14 protein-coding genes are annotated in these 18329 nt (G+C 72.0%); 6 read left to right on the top strand and 8 right to left on the bottom strand.

Features of this window, described 5'->3' with window-relative positions; genetic code table 11:
* Window positions 1-14: 14 nt before the first annotated feature.
* Together SROS_RS26900 and SROS_RS26895 are read right to left on the bottom strand one after the other, a co-directional pair.
* Window positions 15-4979: a non-ribosomal peptide synthetase gene (locus tag SROS_RS26900; RefSeq protein WP_012892071.1), complete on the bottom strand. Its 4965-nt coding sequence runs from the start codon at window positions 4977-4979 to the stop codon at window positions 15-17.
* A 158-nt stretch (window positions 4980-5137) separates the two neighbouring features.
* Window positions 5138-5338: an MbtH family protein gene (locus tag SROS_RS26895; RefSeq protein WP_012892070.1), complete on the bottom strand. Its 201-nt coding sequence runs from the start codon at window positions 5336-5338 to the stop codon at window positions 5138-5140.
* Window positions 5339-5572: 234 nt separating this feature from the next.
* Between SROS_RS26895 and SROS_RS26890 the strand changes: the two genes are divergently transcribed.
* Window positions 5573-6094, top strand: coding sequence for a YbhB/YbcL family Raf kinase inhibitor-like protein (locus SROS_RS26890; protein ID WP_012892069.1), 522 nt, complete (start codon window positions 5573-5575; stop codon window positions 6092-6094).
* 193 nt (window positions 6095-6287) lie between these two features.
* Here the strand turns inward: SROS_RS26890 and lysA are convergent, their stop codons facing one another.
* Entirely contained in the window at window positions 6288-7568 is a 1281-nt protein-coding gene (gene lysA / locus SROS_RS26885; protein ID WP_245564287.1) for a diaminopimelate decarboxylase, read from the bottom strand.
* 144 nt (window positions 7569-7712) lie between these two features.
* Here lysA and SROS_RS26880 point away from each other — a divergent pair, with 144 nt between their 5' ends.
* The 5 genes from SROS_RS26880 to SROS_RS26860 all read left to right on the top strand — a co-directional run bounded on the left by SROS_RS26880 (window position 7713) and on the right by SROS_RS26860 (window position 12849).
* The gene (locus SROS_RS26880) at window positions 7713-8597 is read left to right on the top strand and encodes an ABC transporter substrate-binding protein (protein WP_012892067.1); all 885 of its coding nucleotides are present in this window, start codon (window positions 7713-7715) and stop codon (window positions 8595-8597) included.
* Window positions 8588-9508, top strand: coding sequence for an amino acid ABC transporter permease (locus SROS_RS26875; RefSeq protein ID WP_245564285.1), 921 nt, complete (start codon window positions 8588-8590; stop codon window positions 9506-9508). Before SROS_RS26880 ends, SROS_RS26875 begins: the two co-directional genes overlap by 10 nt.
* Window positions 9508-10272: an amino acid ABC transporter ATP-binding protein gene (locus SROS_RS26870; RefSeq protein ID WP_012892065.1), complete on the top strand. Its 765-nt coding sequence runs from the start codon at window positions 9508-9510 to the stop codon at window positions 10270-10272. Before SROS_RS26875 ends, SROS_RS26870 begins: the two co-directional genes overlap by 1 nt.
* Complete coding sequence (locus SROS_RS26865; RefSeq protein WP_012892064.1) at window positions 10269-11873, top strand: N-acyl-D-amino-acid deacylase family protein; 1605 nt, start codon at window positions 10269-10271, stop codon at window positions 11871-11873. Before SROS_RS26870 ends, SROS_RS26865 begins: the two co-directional genes overlap by 4 nt.
* 175 nt (window positions 11874-12048) lie before the next feature.
* Window positions 12049-12849 carry a serine hydrolase gene (locus SROS_RS26860; protein ID WP_012892063.1) on the top strand — a complete coding sequence of 267 codons (801 nt, stop codon included), beginning with the start codon at window positions 12049-12051 and terminating at the stop codon, window positions 12847-12849.
* Between the two features lie 209 nt (window positions 12850-13058).
* Here the strand turns inward: SROS_RS26860 and SROS_RS26855 are convergent, their stop codons facing one another.
* Genes SROS_RS26855 through SROS_RS26835 form a run of 5 tightly spaced genes read right to left on the bottom strand, consistent with a single transcriptional unit; the run spans window position 13059 to window position 18314 of the window.
* Window positions 13059-13838, bottom strand: a complete 780-nt coding sequence (locus SROS_RS26855) for a Cof-type HAD-IIB family hydrolase (RefSeq protein WP_012892062.1) — start codon at window positions 13836-13838, stop codon at window positions 13059-13061.
* Entirely contained in the window at window positions 13835-14632 is a 798-nt protein-coding gene (locus SROS_RS26850; protein WP_169369391.1) for an inositol monophosphatase family protein, read from the bottom strand. The genes SROS_RS26855 and SROS_RS26850 overlap by 4 nt, the downstream gene beginning before the upstream one ends.
* A complete protein-coding gene (locus SROS_RS26845) occupies window positions 14629-15393 on the bottom strand; it encodes an HAD family hydrolase (RefSeq protein ID WP_012892060.1) in 765 nt (254 codons plus the stop codon). Before SROS_RS26845 ends, SROS_RS26850 begins: the two co-directional genes overlap by 4 nt.
* A complete protein-coding gene (locus tag SROS_RS26840) occupies window positions 15390-16487 on the bottom strand; it encodes an ABC transporter ATP-binding protein (RefSeq protein WP_012892059.1) in 1098 nt (365 codons plus the stop codon). The genes SROS_RS26845 and SROS_RS26840 overlap by 4 nt, the downstream gene beginning before the upstream one ends.
* A complete protein-coding gene (locus SROS_RS26835; protein ID WP_012892058.1) occupies window positions 16488-18314 on the bottom strand; it encodes an ABC transporter permease in 1827 nt (608 codons plus the stop codon). It lies immediately after the preceding gene.
* Between the last annotated feature and the right edge of the window lie 15 nt (window positions 18315-18329).

The following is an 18329-nucleotide window of genomic DNA, read 5'->3' as shown; positions in this document are numbered from 1 at the left end:
ACGGCCTCGCGGGTCTACGGGCTCCGTCCTTCGATGTCCGCGATCAGCAGCGCCTCGACAGCGTCGGCGAGCCGCTCGACCGTGGGGTTGGTGAAGACCGCGTCGACCGGGATCTCCAGATCCACGGCGGCCCTGATCCTGGAGACGACTCGGATGGCCAGCAGCGAGTTGCCGCCGAGTGCGAAGAAGTCGTCATGCACGCCGATCCCGTCCAGTCCGAGCACCTCGGCCCAGATCTCCGCGACCAGCGCCTCCGCCTCCGTCCGGGGCGGCTGCTTCGCGGCGGCCGGCTCCTGCCACGCGGGCACCGGCAACGCGCGCCGGTCGATCTTGCCGTTGTGGTTGAGCGGCAGCCCGTCCAGCACGACGAAGGCCGAAGGGACCATGTAGGCGGGCAGCGCCTCCTCGGCGAACCGCCGTACCTGCCCGGAGAGCTCCGCGCCCGCCGGAGGGGACGCCGGCGGGGAGGAGCCGTCCGGCCGCCGGTACGGGACCAGGTAGGCGACCAGGCGTTTGTCGCCCGGCTGGTCCTCCCTGACCAGCACCACGACCTGGGCCGTGGCGGGGTGGCGGGCGAGGACGGCCTCGATCTCGCCCAGCTCGATGCGGATGCCGCGGATCTTGACCTGGTCGTCGACGCGGCCCAGGTAGTCGAGGAGGCCGTCGGGGAGCCAGCGGACGAGGTCGCCGGTGCGGTACATGCGCGATCCGGGCTCGCCGTGGGGGTCGGCGACGAAGCGCTCGGCGGTCAGGTCCGGGCGGCCGAGATAGCCGCGGGCCAGGTGGTCGCCGGCGATGTACAGCTCGCCGGGCACGCCCGCGGGCACCGGGCGGAGCCTGCCGTCCAGGACGTAGGCGCGGGTGTTGTCGAGCGGGCGGCCGATCGGGACGACGGCTCCGGGAGAGGTCACGTGGTGGGCGGTGACGTAGATCGTGGTCTCGGTGGGGCCGTAGCCGTTGTGGACGTCGCCGCCCTCCCGCAGGACGCGCTCCACCGCGGCGGGGGAGGCGGCCTCACCGGCGATCCACAGCTCCGGGACCTTCGCGAGCAGGGCGGCCGAGTCCTCGGCCAGCACGTTGAACAGGCCGGTCGTCAGGAACACCGCGTCGACCCGTTCCTCCTCCAGCGCCCAGCGCACCACGGAGGCGTCCACCGGTCCGGGCGGGGCCACGACCACGGTCCCGCCGTTGAGCAGCGGCACCCACAGCTCGTACATGGAGACGTCGAAGGAGGACGCCGTGTGGAACAGGACCCTGCGATGCCCGGAGCCGTGCCAGAGCCGGTCGGCGGCGAAGGAGGCGACGTTGCGGTGGGTGACCGCGACGCCCTTGGGGACTCCGGTGGATCCGGAGGTGAACATGGTGTAGGCCAGCCGGTCGGGGGTGATCTCCAGGTCCAGGTTGCGGGGGTCGCTCTGTGGTCCGGTCGTCATGGTGGGGAGGTGGTGGGTCAGTTCGTGTCCGGCGTAGGTGTCGTCGGTGATCAGGACCTGGGCGTGTGTCTGTTCGGCGATCCAGCGCATCCGGGCGGGTGGCAGTCCGGGGTGCAGGGGGATGTAGGTTCCGCCGGCTTTGATCACGGCGAGCAGGGTGACGACCACGTCGGCGGAGCGTTGCATCAGTACCACGACGGGTGATTCGGGGCCGACTCCGGCGGCGTTCAGTCGTCGTGCCAGTGCGTTGGCTCGCGCGTTGAGTTCGGCGGCCGAGAGGCGGACCTCGCCGCAGACCACCGCCTCGGCGTCCGGAGCCGCCGCCACCCGCGCCTCGAACAGCCGGGCCAGGCTGCCCCCGGGCGTCCGGACCGCCGTGTCGTTCCATTTCTCCAGCAGCGTGTAGCGTTCGTCCGGCGCCAGCAGCTCCACCGCGCCCACGCGGACGTCCGGGTCCGCCGCCACCGCCTCCAGCAGCCTCACCAGCCGAGCGGTGATCGACTCGACCGTGCCGTGGTCGAACAGGTCGGTCGCGTACTGCACCACCCCGTCGACGCCCGCGGGGGCGCCGGCGGAGAGGTTCTCGTTGAGGCCGAACGCCAGGTCGCACTTCGCGCCGCCGAAGCCGTACAGCGAGTAGGTGGGATCCGGCGTCGTCGTCAGGCCCGGCAGCTCGGCCTGGTCCTCAGGGGTGTTGTTCAGAGCGAGCATCACCTGGAAGAGCGGGGGGCAGCCGGGGATCCTCGGAGGGTTGACCGCCTCCACCACCTGGTCGAACGGCACGTCCTGGTGCGCGTACGCCGCCAGGTCCGTCTCCCTGACCCTGGCCAGCAGCTCGCGGAAGGCCGGGTCGCCCGAGGTGTCGGTGCGCAGCACCAGCGTGTTGGCGAAGAAGCCGACCAGCCGGTCCAGCGCCTCGTCGGTACGCCCGGCCACGGGAGCGCCGATCGGCACGTCGGTCCCGGCCCCCAGCCGGGTCAGCAGCGCCGCCAGTCCGGCCTGCACGACCATGAACAGCGTGGACCGGTTGGCCTTGGCCAGGGCGAGCAGCCGCCCGTGCAGGTCGGGCGAGAGCCGCAGGGGCACCGACGCGCCCCGATGCCCGGTCACCGGCGGGCGAGGCCGGTCGGCGGGCAGCGCCAGCTCGTCGGGCGCCCCCGCCAGGGCCTCCCGCCAGTAGGCGGTCTGCACGCTCGCGGGGCTGTCCGGGTCCGCGGCGTCGCCGAGCAGGTCGCGCTGCCACCGGGCGTAGTCCGAGTAGCGCACGGGCAGCGGCTCCCACGAGGGGGCCTCACCGCGCGTGCGGGCCGTGTAGGCCAGGGCCAGGTCCTGCCTGAGCGGGGCGAGCGACCACCCGTCCATGGCGATGTGGTGGAACAGCAGCACCAGCACGTGCTCGTCCGGCTCGACGGGAGCGCCGGATCCCAGAGCGAACAGCAGCGCCCGCACCGGCGGCTCGGCCGAGAGGTCGAAGGGGCGCAGCGCCTCCTCCTCCACCGCCGCCCAGAGTTCCGCCTCGCCGGTCTCCACGACCGTCAGCCCGGGTACGGCCTCCAGCACCCGCGGCGACGGCCGGCCGTCCCGCGCGGGGAAGACCGTCCGCAGCGTCTCCTGCCGCCATGCCACGTCCCCGATCGCGGCCTCCAGCGCCGCCCTGTCCAGCCGCCCGGACAGGCGCAGGACCAGCGGGATGGTGTAGAGGCCGCCCGGCTCCGCGAGCTGGTCGACGATCCAGAGCCGGTGCTGGGCGAAGGAGAGCGACGGCGGCGCCGAACGCTCCGCGCGGACGAGCGGCGGCCGCACCCCGCCGGCGCCGGCGGCCCTCGCCTCCTCGACCATGACCGCCAGCGCGGCGACGGTGGGCGCCTCGAAGACCGCCCGCACCTGCAGCTCGACGGAGAGCGCCGACCTGACCCCGGTCACCACCCGCATGGCCAGCAGCGAATGCCCGCCCATCAGGAAGAAGTCGTCGTCGATCCCGATCCCCGGCACGGCGAGCACCTGCGCGAACAGCTCGCACAGGATCTCCTCGACCGGCGTGCGCGGGGCCGTGCCGGAGGCCGCCGTCTCGGGCGCGGGCAGGGCGGGCCGGTCGACCTTGCCGTTGTGGTTGAGCGGCAGCGCGTCCATGACGACGAAGGCGGAGGGGACCATGTAGGCGGGCAGCGTCTCCCCGGCGGCCCGCCGGACCCGCTCGACGAGCCCGGTCCCGGCGCCGGCGGCGGGCGGGTCGTGGGGCACGATGTAGGCGGCCAGGCGTCTGTCCCCCGGACGGTCCTCCCTGGCGATGACGGCGACCTGGGCCACCTCGGGGTGCCGGGCGAGGAAGGTCTCGATCTCGCCGAGCTCGATGCGGAAGCCGCGGATCTTCACCTGGCCGTCGGCCCGGCCGACGAACTCCAGGTGCCCGTCGTCGCGACGCCGTACCAGGTCGCCCGTGCGGTACATGCGCGATCCGGGCTCGCCGTGGGGGTCGGCGACGAAGCGCTCGGCCGTCAGGCTCGACCGGCCGAGATAGCCGCGGGCCAATTGGTCGCCCGCGAGGTACAGCTCCCCCTCCCGTGCCGGCCGCAACCTGTCGTCCAGGACATGGGCGCGGATCGCGTCCAGCGGGCCGCCGATGGGGACGGCGCCGGGGGAGGGGACGGCCACCCGGTGCGACAGCGCGAACGTCGTGGTCTCGGTGGGGCCGTAGCCGTTGTGGACGTCGCCGCCCTCCCGCAGGACGCGCTCCACCGCGGCGGGGGAGGCGGCCTCGCCGCCGGTCCACAGGTGCGGGACGGCGGCCAGTACGGCGGGCGCCTCCTGGACCAGCAGGTTGAACAGGCCGGTCGTCAGGAACACCGCGTCGACCCGTTCCTCCTCCAGCGCTCGGCGCAGCACGGAGGCGTCCACCGGTCCGGGCGGGGCCACGATCACGGTCCCGCCGTTGAGCAGCGGCACCCACAGCTCGTAGGTGGAGGCGTCGAAGGCGAAGGGGGAGTGCGACAGCACGCGGTGGTGGTCCCGCCAGCGCCGGTCGGCCGCCATGGCCATGACGTTGCGGTGGGTCACCGCGACGCCCTTGGGGACTCCGGTGGATCCGGAGGTGAACATGGTGTAGGCCAGCCGGTCGGGGGTGATCTCCAGGTCCAGGTTGCGGGGGTCGCTCTGTGGTCCGGTCGTCATGGTGGGGAGGTGGTGGGTCAGTTCGTGTCCGGCGTAGGTGTCGTCGGTGATCAGGACCTGGGCGTGTGTCTGTTCGGCGATCCAGCGCATCCGGGCGGGGGGCAGTGCGGGGTGCAGGGGGATGTAGGTTCCGCCGGCTTTGATCACGGCGAGCAGGGTGACGACCACGTCGGCGGAGCGTTGCATCAGTACCACGACGGGTGATTCGGGGCCGACTCCGGCGGCGGTCAGCCGTCGTGCCAGTGCGTTGGCTCGCGCGTTCAGTTCGGTGGCCGAGAGGCGGACCTCGCCGCAGATCACCGCCTCGGCGTCCGGGGCCGCCGCCACCCGCGCCTCGAAAGCCTCATTCAGGTTGTTGTGGGAAGAAAGCCGGTTCACGAAATCTCCAGATTCATGGCACAGCGGCGTGGCAACAGAACCGATGACGGGGATGCCGGGCAATCGCATGAAAGACGGCATGGTGTGACCGGAGGACGGCACGGTGTGATGGCGCTCCACGTCGGAGGCGGCCTGCGAGTGCGGCGCTCGGGAGCCGTTCAGGAGGTGGAGAGGCTGCGGGGACGCATATCCGTCCAGTTCGCATCGGTGAAGTCGAGGCACCCCTGCCGGGTGTCCTCTCCGTGCACGACGTTCCAGCCGTGGGGAACGTCGATGGACACGGGCCAGAGAGAGTGCTGGCCCTCGGTGTTCACGAGGACGAAAAAATGGGCGTTTTCATCCTCGAACGGATTGCTCATGGGGACTCCGCGCTTTCGGATGTGGTTTTTTGAACCATTTGGTCAACCGGAACGTGGGGTTGCCGCGTAGCTACCGGAAGACGGGCTAGCACATCCATCTTTGTGATTAACGATCTAAATGCGGAGTATGCCGTCAAAGCCCACAGAAATGTCAACCCTTGACAGATCTGGAAAAAGCTACAAAAATCCCCTGCTGCCGGGCGCTCCCCGGCGGGGGAAACGGGGGAATGGGGAATGATGGATCAGCGCGCACCGCTGCCCTACACCTACCTGCGCCAGGTTCCGGCGTTCACGGTCGCCAGCGACGACCTCGTGGACGGCGGCGTCCTGCCCGGCGCGCACGTCTACGAGTCCGGCAACATCTCCCCGCACCTGCGCTGGTCGGGTGCTCCGGAGGGGACGGAGGGCTACGCGGTCACCTGCTTCGACCCCGACGCCCCCACCGGCAGCGGCTGGTGGCACTGGCTGCTGGTCGACATCCCGGCCGAGGTGGGCGAGCTGCCGCGCGGAGCCGGCAGCGGTGCGATGGAGGGGCTGCCCAAGGGGGCCTTCCACGGCCGCAACGACTACGGCACGTTCGACTTCGGCGGGGCCGCCCCGCCTCCCGGGCCGCCCCACCGTTACGTTTTCGCGGTCCACGCCCTCGGCGTGGAGAGCATCGAGGTCACCCCGGAGCAGACGGCCGCCGTCTTCGGCGGGACCGTCAACCACCACGCCCTGGCCCGCGCGGTGCTCACGGTGGAGTACGGCGTCTGAGCCGTCCTCGCGCGGTCCGGCCACGGGCCTGATCGCAGGTCCGGCGGCGGTCCCGGCCGTCCGGCCCGGTACGCGGCCCTCGCCGGGCGGGGGGCGGGGCCGCTCGGACGCGCCGGGGGACGCTCGCGCCCGCACCCGAGTGTCACTCCATGGCCAGGTATGCCGGCGTGTCACCCGGGGGCGGGGGTCTCACTCAGGTGTAGAGGCGGAGCAGGTCCTCCTCGGTCTCCCGGCGCACGACCACCCGGGCCGATCCGTCGCGGACGGCGACCACCGGGGGCCGGGTCACGTGGTTGTAGTTGCTCGCCATCGACCGCTGGTAGGCCCCCGAGGCGGGGATCGCCAGCAGGTCGCCGGGCCGTACGTCGGCGGGCAGCGGCAGGTCGCGGACGAGCACGTCGCCGCTCTCGCAGTGTTTGCCGACCACCGTCACCTCGCGGAGGGGGGCGTCCGAGGAGCGGGAGGCCAGGAGCGCGGTGTAGGCGGCGCCGTACATGGCGGGACGGGGGTTGTCGCTCATCCCGCCGTCCACGCTGACGTAGGTGTTGACGCCGGGGATCTCCTTGACCGTGCCCACCTCGTAGAGGGCGACGGCGGTGGGCCCGGCGATCGAGCGGCCCGGTTCCACGGCGAGCCGCAGGTGGGCCGGGACGGCCTCGCGCAGGGCCGCGACCACCTCGGCCGGGCGCGGCGGCACCGGGTCGCCGGGCCGGTAGACGATGCCCAGGCCGCCGCCGAGGTCGAGCTTGGGGATCGTCACGCCGTGCTCGCGCTCGCACGCCAGCAGGAAGGCGGCCATCCGGCGGGCGGCCAGGGTGAAGCCGCCCAGATCGGTGATCTGCGAGCCGATGTGGGAGTGCAGTCCGGTCAGCTCCAGCGAGGCGGCGGCCAGGACCCGGCGGACCGCCTCGGCCGCCAGCCCGGCGTTCAGCGAGAACCCGAACTTCGAGTCGTCGCCGCCGGTGGCGATGAACTCGTGGGTGTGCGCCTCCACCCCCGGGGTGACCCGGATCATCACGCGCTGCCGCACCCCCGCCTCGCCCGCGAGGAGGGCCAGCCGCTCGATCTCGGCGAAGGAGTCCACGACCACGCAGCCGACGCCCCAGGTGACGGCCCGGCGCAGCTCGGCGAACGACTTGTTGTTGCCGTGGAAGACCACCCGCGCGGGATCCATCCCCCCGGCCACGGCCACGGCCAGCTCGCCCCCGGTGCACACGTCGAGGCAGAGGCCGGCCGCGTCCAGCCAGCGCACCACCTCGGGGCAGAGGAAGGCCTTGCCTCCGTAGTGGACCTCACCGTCGGGCAGCGCGTCCCGCCACTCCGCGCACCGTGCCTGGAACTCCTCCTCGTCGAGGAGGTAGGCGGGCGTGCCGAACTCGGCGGCGAGCTCCCGTACGCCGATCCCGCCGATGTGCAGTTCCCCGCCGGTCCATGCCGCGGTGCGCGGCCAGCCGTTCTCGATGACCAAGCTCATGGGGTTGAAGGTAGAGCTTGATGGCTTTTGTCCGGTCTCAGCATCGAAGATTTCGACGCTGAGACTCGCAAGCATTCATGACTGTTGGGGCCGTTACCTCCCATCGACAACATAAACTCAACTATTCGCAAACCGGGAGGTTCTATGACAAAGCGCCTGTATTCGGTCATTGCCGTCGCGCTGGCCGTATCGGCGTTCGCCGGCGGCTGCGGGCGCTCGTCGTCGGGGACCGACGCCGGCGCCGGCGCCGCGTCGGCGGCGGGCAAGACGGCCAAGGACCTCGTGCCCGAGGCCGTGCGCAAGACGGGCGAGCTCCGGATGGCGACCTCGGAGGGCTACCCGCCGATGGAGATGTACAAGCCGGGCACCCAGGAGCTCACCGGCGTCGACCCGGACCTCGCCGCCGCGATCGCGGCCAAGCTCGGCCTGAAGGTCAAGGTGACCAACGCCGCCTTCGACGGCCTGATCCCGGGCCTGCAGGCCGGCCGCTGGGACATGGTGATGTCCTCCATGAGCGACACCGAGGAGCGCCGGGCCGCCGTCGACTTCGTCGACTACTTCAGCGCCGGCGGAGCCATCATGGTCAAGAAGGGGAACCCCGAGGGTATCAAGACCCTTGAGGACCTGTGCGGCCGCACCGTCGTGCTGGCCAAGGGCAGCTCGAACCTCGCGATCGGGCAGCGGCAGGACGAGAAGTGCGCCAAGAAGATGCAGATCATGCAGAGCGAGGACGCGCCGACCGGCCTGCTGAGCATCGACTCCGGGCGTGCGGTCGCCACCATCGTCGACTCGCCCGTCGCGGCGATGTACGCCAAGGACACCGGCAAGTACGACGTGCTGCCCGAGCAGTACGACGCCGGCCCCTGGGGCATCGCGGTCGACCGGCGCAACACCGCGCTGCGCGACGCGGTGGCCAAGGCCATGCAGGAGCTGACGGCCGACGGCGGCTACAAGGCGGTCCTGGAGAAGTACGGCGTCGCGAGCAACGCCGTGCCCGAGGTCATGGTGAACACCAAGCCGTGGAAGTGACCAAGACCCCGCAGGCCGCCGACGTCGCGGACCTGCCGATCGACGCGGTCCGCCCGCCGCGGCCCGGCCGGTGGGTCGCGGCGGCGGTCGCCGCATTCGCCCTGGTGTGGCTGGCCTACACGGTCATCGTCAACGAGAACCTGCACTGGGACGTCATCGCCGAGTACCTGATGGACGGCAGGGTCCTGGGCGGCCTGTGGGTCACGATCCAGCTCACCGTGCTGTCCATGGTGATCGGCCTGGCGCTGGGCATCCTCGCCGCCGTGATGCAGCTGTCCGGCAGCCCGGTGCTGCGCGGCGCCTCCGCGCTCTACACCTGGTTCTTCCGCGGCACCCCGCTGCTGGTCCAGCTCATCTTCTGGTTCAACATCGGGCTGGTCTTCCCCTCCTTCGGCATCGGCGTGCCGTTCGACGGTCCCAAGCTGATCGAGTGGCAGGCCAACGAGCTGATCACGCCCTTCACCGCGGCCCTGCTCGGCCTGGCGATCAACGAGGGCGCCTACATGGCCGAGATCGTCCGGGCGGGCATCCGCTCGGTGGACCCCGGCCAGCGCGAGGCGGCCGAGGCGCTCGGCATGTCACACCGGCAGGTGCTCCGCCGGGTCGTGCTGCCCCAGGCGATGCGGGTGATCATCCCGCCCACCGGCAACCAGTTCATCTCGATGCTCAAGACCACCTCGATGGTCTCGGTCATCGCCGGCGCCGAGCTGCTGACGGTCTCCCAGCGCATCTACCTCGGCAACTTCGAGGTGATCGCCATGCTCATCGTGGCCTCCATCTGGTACATCGTGCTCACCACCATCGCGAGCGTCGGCCAGCACTTCATCGAGAAGCGGTTCGAGCGCGGCCACCACGCGCTGCAGGTCAGGGTCCGCCGCAACCTGCGGCCGTTCGGCAGGGGGAACGCGTGATGGTCGAACCCAAGGTGAGGATCCGCTCGGTCCGCAAGTGCTTCGGCTCCGTCGAGGTGCTCAAGGGCATCAGCCTGGACGTCCCCGAAGGCGGCGTGGTCTGCGTCGTCGGCCCGTCCGGGTCCGGCAAGTCGACGCTGCTGCGCTGTGTCAACCGGCTGGAGACCATCGACTCCGGCCGCATCTGGGTGGACGGCGACCTGATCGGCTACGCCGAGCAGGGCGACCGGATCCACCACCTGCGCCCCGCGCAGCTCTGCCGCCAGCGGCAGGACATCGGCATGGTGTTCCAGCGCTTCCACCTGTTCCCGCACCGCACGGCGCTGGAGAACGTCATGGAGGGCCCGGTCGTCGTCAAGGGCGTCGCCAGGGGCCAGGCCAGGAAGAGGGCGCTGGAACTGCTGGAGCGGGTGGATCTCGCCGACCGCGCGGACCACTACCCCGCCCAGCTCTCCGGAGGCCAGCAGCAGCGCGTGGCGATCGCCCGCAGCCTGGCCATGGATCCCAAGCTGATGCTCTTCGACGAGCCGACCAGCGCGCTCGACCCCGAGCTGGTCCAGGAGGTGCTCTCGGTCATGCGGGACCTGGCCGCCAGCGGCATGACGATGATGGTGGTGACCCACGAGATGGGGTTCGCCCGCGAGGTCGGCGACAACCTGATCTTCATCGACGGCGGCGTGATCGTCGAGCAGGGACACCCCCGCGACGTGCTCGCCAACCCGCGCCACGAACGCTTCCGCGCCTTCCTCGGGCAGGTTCTGTGACCCACTTCGACCTGCTGCTCCGGGGCGGCCTGGTGATCGACGGTACGGCGGCGCCCGACGCCGCCCGGCACGCCGACGTCGGCGTCCTCGACGGCCGCCTCACCCTGCTGCCGCCGGGAGCCCCCGCCACCGCACGCGAGACCGCGGACCTGACCGGTCTCGTCCTCGCCCCCGGCTTCATCGACGTGCACACCCACTCCGACGGCGTCACCCTGATCGACGGGGAGCTGGGCGGGGACATGGTACGGGCCGCCGTCCTGCAGGGAGTCACCACGGAGATCTGCGGCAACTGCGGTTCCAGCCTCTTCCCCGCCCTGCCCGGACGGCTGGCCGAGATGCGCGCGGAGACCCGGGTCTACTTCGGCGGCGACGTCGGGATGTACGAGGGCTTCGCCGAGTTCGCCGCCGCGCACGCCGCGGTGCCCCGCGCCAACCACCTCACCTCCCTGGTCGGGCACGGCACGCTCCGCGCCGGGGTGATCGGCCCCGTCGACCGTGCCGCCACCCCCGGCGAGCTGGACACCATGTGCGCCCTGCTCGACCGGGCACTGGCGGCGGGGGCGGCCGGGCTGTCGACCGGGCTCATCTACACCCCCGGCACCTACGCGAGCACCGACGAGGTCGTCGCGCTGGCGGCCGTCGCGGCCGCGCACGGCAAGCCGTACGTCACCCACCTGCGCGACGAGATGTCGCGGGTGGAGGAGGCGCTGGAGGAGGCCGTCGAGATCGGGCGCCGGAGCGGTGCCCCGCTGCACGTCTCCCACCACAAGACGGCGGGCAAGTACGCCTGGGGACGGACCCGGCGCACCCTGCCGAAGCTCGCCGCCCTGCGCGCCGGGGGCATGGACGTGACCTGCGACGTCTACCCCTACACCGCGGGGAGCACGGCGCTGGGCGCGATGCTCCCGCCCTGGGCCTCGGACGGCGGGATCGCCGCGCTGACGGCGCGGCTGGCCGACCCCGGACAGCGCGACCTGATGCGCCGGGCCATCGCCGAGGGCGTGCCCGGCTGGGAGAACACCGTCGGCAACGGCGGCTGGGACCGCATCTCGATCGCCTGCGCGCCGCGCCACCCCGAGACGGAGGGGCTCACGATCGCCGAGCTGGCCGCCGCGCGCGGCCAGGACCCCCTCGACATGGTCGCCGATCTGCTCGTCGCCGAGCAGGGCGAGGTGACGATCATCAGCCACTCCATGATCGAGGACGACGTGCGGCGGGTGCTGGCCGCGCCGTACTCGATGATCGGTTCGGACGGCGTGCCCAAGCCCGGCGGCCGGCCCCACCCCCGCTGGGCGGGGACGTTCCCGCGCGTGCTCGGGCACTACGTCAGGGAGCTGGGACTGCTGAGCCTGGAGACGGCGGTGCACAAGATGACGGGCATGGCCGCGGCCAGGTTCGGGCTGGCGGGGCGCGGCGTCATCAGGGACGGCGCCCATGCCGACCTGGTCGTCTTCGACCCCACCTCGGTCGCCGACGGCGCCACCTTCGCCGATCCGCTGCTCCCGCCGTCGGGGATCCACTCGGTGATCGTCGCCGGCCGGACCGTGGTCCGGGACGGTGCCGAGACCGGCGCCAGGCCCGGGACGGTGCTGTCCACGTGAGCGGTGAGCGGGTGATCGGCCGTGATCGCGGCCTCCGGGCCTCTGCAAGGATGACGGGCCCGGGAACGATGGGGCCGGGAACGATGGGCCCGGACAGGATGACGGGCCCGGGAACGACGGGGCCGGGAACGATGACGGGGCCGGACAGGATGACGGGTTCCGGGAAGGTGGGGCGATGACAGAGCTCGACGCGCCGGGGGGAGACGGGGCGCTCACGGTGGCCGTGTCGGTGCCGGGGCTGATCTCCTTCGACGAGGACGTCGAGCTGACCCTCGCGAGCACCGGCAAGCTGCTGCTGCTCGCCGCGGTGGCCCGCGGGATCGCCGCGGGAAGGCTCGATCCCGCCGAGATCGTGGAGGTGCGGGAGGAGGACCGCTGCGGCGGTTCCGGCCTCCTGGGCGACCTGTCCGCCCGCCGCTGGACGATCGGGGATCTCGCCGTGCTCACCGCGTCGGTGAGCGACAACACCGCGACCAACGCGCTGCTGCGCCGGCTCGGCCTGGACCGGGTGGCCGAGGACGCCGCCGCGCTCGGCTTCGCGCGGACGCGGATCCTCGACCGGATCCGCGAGCCGCGCCTGCCCTCGCACCCGCCGACCTTCGCCGTCGGTACGGCCGGAGAGCTCGCCCGGTTCGCGGCCGGGCTCGACGGACGGGAGGAGTGGACCCGGCTCATGCTGGGCTGGATGGCCTGCAACACCGACCGGAGCCTGGTCCCCGCCCTGCTGCCGCACGAGCCGGAGGACCGGGAGGTGCCCGCCTCCGTCGCGCCCGGAAGGGTCTGGGTGGCGAACAAGACCGGCACCGACGTCGGCGTGCGGGCCGACGTCGGGGTGCTGATCGGCTCCGGCCGCCGGATCGGCTACGCCGTGCTGGCCAACGGTCCGGCCGGAGACGAGCACGCCCTGGTGGAGAGCGTCCGCCAGGCCGGCCTGGCCATCGGCCGCCTGGCCGGCCTGCCCGCCGGTCAGCGGTAACCGCCTGCCCGCCGGTCAGCGCCGATCGCCTGGCCGACCGGCCCTGCGGGGGTACCGCTGACCGCCTGGCCGGTTACCGCTGATCGCCCGGCCGGCCCTGCCGGTCGGCGCCGGCCACCTGGCAGGCCCCGCGGGGTCGCCGCCGACCGGCCGGGCCGGGGCGCCCGGGAGTCCGTGCGCCCCGGCCCGGCCGGCTACGCCGGCGTGTCCTACCGGGACCGGGACAGGACCAGCTCCACCAGGTCTGCGACGGCCCCGTCCGCGCAGGCGCCGACCACGACGTCGGCCGCGGCCCGGACCTCCGGATGACCGTCACCCACCGCGGCGCCGACCCCGGCGGTTTCGATCATGTCGATGTCGTTGGGGTTGTCGCCGATGGCCGCCACCTGCTCCAGCGGCACGCCCCGGGAGGCGGCCAGCTCGCGGAGCGCGGTGCCCTTGGTGGCGCCCTCGGGCAGCACTTCCAGGTAGGTGGCCTCGGAGCGGACGGTGATCGTCCCCGGGATGTCCAGGTCAGGCAGCGGGTCGCCGATCAGCATGCACTTGGTGATCTCGCCGGGGGGCAGCGCGGACCAGTCGCCCGGGTCGCGCAGCGTGATCCCGTCCCGGCGGGCGTAGTCCCGCAGCTGGGGAACGTCGTGGACCGCCAGCGCCTCGCCGCCGGAGAACGCCACCGGATAGACGCCCTCCGGCAGCGCGTCGAACCGGTCGAGCAGCGCCTTCCACGCGTCCGCCGGCAGGTGGCGGGAGCGCAGCACGGCTCCCGTGCCCAGGTCCACGGTCCGGGCGCCGTTGTAGAGGATCGCCGCCCCGGTGAGGCCCAGCTCCTCGTAGTAGCGGAGGGCCGACGCCTCCATCCGCCCGGTCGCGATGACCACCTCTCCACCCGAGGCGATGAAACGGCGCAGCGCGTCCCGGCCGGAGGGCACCATGGCCAGGTCGCGTCCGACGAGCGTCCCGTCCAGATCGGTGACGATCCACCGGATCACGAGACCTCCCTCGCCGTGGAGACCTCGGCCATCACCGAGCCCGCGAGGTCGAAGCCGCCCACGCAGGCGAGGTAGCCACCGGGGGTGAAGATGTCTCCGGACAGCGGGATGTACGTGCCTCCGGCCCGCTCCACCAGCAGCGAACCGGCCGCCACGTCCCAGGCGTTGACGTGGGTGCCGTACGCGACGTCGGACCAGCCGGCGGCGATGTGCGCCAGCTTCAGCGCCGCGCTCCCCGGGCGGCGCGTGCTGGCGAAGGCGTTGACCATCCGGGCGAAGCGGTGCAGCGCCGCGTCGCCGCCGGCGGCCAGGTCACGCGGTGTGGGATAGCTCGACAGCAGCACCGCCTCCCGGTCGGTGCGCGCGCCGGAGCTGCGGATCGGCTTGCCGTTGCAGAAGGCCCCGTCGAGCGAGGCGGTGAACTCGTCGTCGCGGACGGGGTCGTAGACGGTGCCCGCCACCACCTTTCCGTCCACCACGGCTCCGATGGAGGTGCAGAAGAACGGCAGGCCTGCGGCGAAGTTCGCGGTGCCGTCGATGGGGTCGACGTACCAGCGGATGTCGCCCTCCCCCCGGACCCCGCCCTCCTCTCCCTCCACGACGCTGCCCGGGCACAGGCGGTCCAGGACCTCGCGGATACGCTCCTCGGCGGCCTTGTCGTGCTCGGTCACCGGGTCGTGGAAGTCGCGTTTGGTCTTCACCTCGGGCCGGGAGCGGAAGGCGTCCCTGAGCTGGTCGCCGACCGCTCTGGCCGCCTCGACCGCGATGGCGGCCAGCTCGCGCGAAGTGCTCATATCCATGTCTCCTCCAGGAGGTTCAGAAGTCCGCGGGGGTCCTCGACTGTCGCCTGAGGGCTCTGGCGCACCTTGTAGGGGATCTCGTCGGTGCTCCGGGAGACCATCAGGACGGTGGCCCCCACTCCGGCGCGGGCGCCGCAGACCACGTCGCGGTCGTAGTTGTCGCCGACGTACCAGGTCTCCGCGGGGTCGACGCCCAGTGCCCGGCAGGCGATCAAGATCATCTCCGGATTGGGTTTGCGCACGCCGACCTCGTCGCTGTAGACCTGCACCGCCACCTGGCGGTCGAGGCCGCTGAGGGCCATGTGGTCACGGTGGACGGCTCCGCACAGCGCGTTGCTGACGACCGCGGGCGTGACGTCGTGCGCCCAGCAGGCGGCCAGCAGCTCCTGCAGCGCGGGCCGGGTCTTGCGGTCGCTGCGCAGCTCGCCCATCCGCCTGCAGAGCGGCGTCGCCTCGGCGATCACCAGCGAGCGGGCCTGCTCCGGCCAGTCGCCCGCCACGAAGTCGGCCCAGAACCCGCGGTGCGTCATCTCCACCGGGGCGAACTGCCGGGAGGTGGAGTCCTTCCAGTACTTGTCGGCGCGCGCGCCGGCCCGGATGTCGGCCTCGACCTCGTCGAGGCCGAGGTCGTGGAAGCCGGCCCTGCGGAGGAGGCCGTGCACCTCCGCGGCGAGCTCGGCCGCCCACGACGGGCGCCGGGAGGTCTCTACGATCACACCGCCGAAGTCCAGCAGCAACGCCTTGGGCCGGATCACGCGCCCACCTCCGTCCGGTCCCAGGAGGAGAGCCGGACGCCGTCGGCGCCGAACAGGTGCATCTGGTCGGTCCAGCAGGTCAGCACGTCGCCGGCGGCGGCCTCGACCGGCGTGTAGGAGACCGCGTACAGCTCGGTGTCCAGGATGCGCAGCCGTACGGTCCAGGAGGAGCCGGCCGGCAGGACGGCCTCGACCACGGCCTCCTCGTGCCAGGCGGTGCCGGGCGGCGTGCCCAGGCGCAGCGCCTCGGGCCGGATGCCCACGGCGGTGGGGGCGCACTGCTCGGCGCGGGCCTCGATGGAGCGCATCAGCGAGCCGGCCAGGCCGGTGGGGGAGGGGCCGACGTCGACGATCGCCATCGGCGGGCTGCCGACGAACTCGGCGACGAACCGGTTGGCGGGCCTGGCGTACATCTCCATCGGGGCGGCCAGCTGCTGCAGCTCGCCGTCCTTCATGACCGCGACGTCGGTGGCCATCGTGAGCGCCTCCAGCTGGTCGTGGGTGACGAAGACGATCGTCGCGCCGGACTCCTCGTGGATGCGTTTGAGCTCGGCGCGCATCTCCAGGCGGAGCTGGGCGTCGAGGTTGGACAGCGGCTCGTCGAGCAGCAGCACCGTGGGGTTGATCGCCAGCATCCTGGCCAGTGCGACGCGCTGCTGCTGGCCGCCGGAGAGCTGGGAGGGGTAGCGGTCCATGGCGGCGTCGACGTGGACCATCCTGAGCGCCGTCTCCGCCCTGGCCCGCCTCTCGGGACCGGGCACCTTGCGCATGCGCAGACCGAACTCGACGTTCTCACGCACCGACAGGTGGGGCCAGAGCGCGTAGTTCTGGAAGACCAGCCCCATGCCGCGCTTCTCCGGCGGGACGTAGAGACCGCGCTCGACGGAGTCGAGGACCCGGTCGCCGACGGCGATGCTGCCCGCGGTCGGCTGCTCGAGCCCGGCGATCATCCGCAGCGTGGTGGTCTTCCCGCAGCCGGAGGGGCCGAGCAGGCACATGAACGCGCCGTCGGGAACGGTCAGGTCGAGGTTCTTCACAGCGTAGTCGCCACCGCCGTAGCTCTTGGCGACTCCGCTGAGGGTGATGTTCGGCATCTATCCTCCTAGGCCGGACGCCAGGCTGCTCTTGGTCAGACGCTGGGTCAGGTAGGTCATGGTGAAGGAGACCAAGGCGATCACGAGTACGACCGCGTTGGCGAGCTGGGTGTATCCGTAGTCCACGAGGCCGATCGACAGGGTCGTCAGGAGCTGCGTCCCGGTGGTGGTCAGCATGATGACGATGCTGAGCTCCTTGAGCCCGGAGATGAACGGCAGCACGATCCCGGTGACGAGAGCGCCCTTCTGGATCGGGAAGATGATCCGCCGCATCCGCTGCCACCAGGAGGCCCCGGCGATCTGCGCGGCCTCCTCCGGCTCGCGGCCGAGCTGCATCATCGCCGCGATGCCCGAGCGCGAGCTGTACGGCAGGTGCGTCACGGCCATCACCAGGATCAGCAGGAACGTCGTCCCGTACAGCGCGGGAAGGGGTCCCCTGGCGACGGCGAACAGCGACAGCGAGGCGGCCGCGAACGCGATGCCGGGGATGAGGTAGGGCAGGAAGGAGACCTGGCGGAGGAACGCGGCGACGCGTGGAGCCGTGCCGCGCACCACGACGTACCCGATCAGCAGGCCGGCGACCGCGCAGATCAGCGAGGCCAGGCCGACGATGCGCAGCGAGTTCCACGCCGCCGTCCACAGCTCCGAACCGCGCAGGACACCGTGCGGGAAGCCGACCGCTCCGGGCAGCTTCTCGGCGAGCCAGTAGTCGAGGGTGAAGGTCGACAGGTCCAGCGGTGTACGGGTGACCGTCGACAGCAGCAGCGTGAACACCGGCACCAGGACGCTCACCACGAAGACCACCAGGCCCAGCCCGAACAGGGGCCAGCGCCAGCGGCGCAGGTCGCTCAGCCGGTCCATCGCGCCCTTGCCGCCCACGGTGACGAACCGGCGGTGCTCGCGCATCAACCGGGTGTCGGTGAGGACGATCAGGACTCCGATGACCACGATGACGGTGGCGAGCACGGACGCCACGCCGGTGCTGCGGTCCCGGATCGACTGGAACAGCCCCGTGGACAGCACCCGGTAGTCGGCCGGCAGGCCGAGCACGTAGGGCGTGCCGAACGTGCCGAGCACCCGGCCGACCACCAGCAGCACGGCCGAGGACAGCGCCGGGAGCATCAGCGGCACCACGATCCGCCGGATGACGGTCCGCTGCGGGGCGCCGAGGATCCGCGCGGAGTCCTCCAGCTGCGCGTCGATGCGGCGCAGCGCGTTCCCGACCAGGAGCAGCACGAACGGGTAGTAGTGCAGCCCCAGGGTGACGATGATCGGTAACGCGCCGTAGGCGAGCCAGTCGGGGGTCCGGATGCCCTGGGCCTGCAGGAACCCGACCTGCCCGGCGGCACGCTCGTTCTTGAACAGCGACAGCCAGGCCAGGGAGAAGGTCCACGAAGGCAGCATGTAGGGGACCACCAGGGCGCCGGCGAGCCACTTGCGCCCCGGCACGTTGGTCCTGGTCACCAGCCAGGCCATGCCGCCCCCGACGACCAGCGCGAACAGCGTGGTGCCCACCGCGATCACCAGCGTGTTGAGCAGCGGCTCCCAGAACAGCAGACCGCTGATCTGGGACCGGAACACCCGCCACATGTAGTAGCCGGTCCATTCGCCCGGCTGCTGCCCGGCGTGCACGTCGTCGCCGTACTGCAGGCGGAAGGCGTCCGACAGCACCGCGATCAGCGGTGCCACGACGAGATAGGCGAGCAAAATGACAAGAATCAGCCCGAGTGCGGCGGTGGGGTCGTGGCGCAGCACGCGGAGCCGGTACACCAGTCTGCGCCGCCTAGAGGGAGGTGGCGGCGTTTCCGGCTTGGTGAGAAGAGCCATGGTACTTCCTTCAGG

The sequence above is a fragment of the Streptosporangium roseum DSM 43021 genome, assembly GCF_000024865.1.
Classification (GTDB): domain Bacteria; phylum Actinomycetota; class Actinomycetes; order Streptosporangiales; family Streptosporangiaceae; genus Streptosporangium; species Streptosporangium roseum.
Note: the sequence above shows the minus strand (reverse complement) of the source record. Positions and strands in the feature narration are given on the sequence as shown.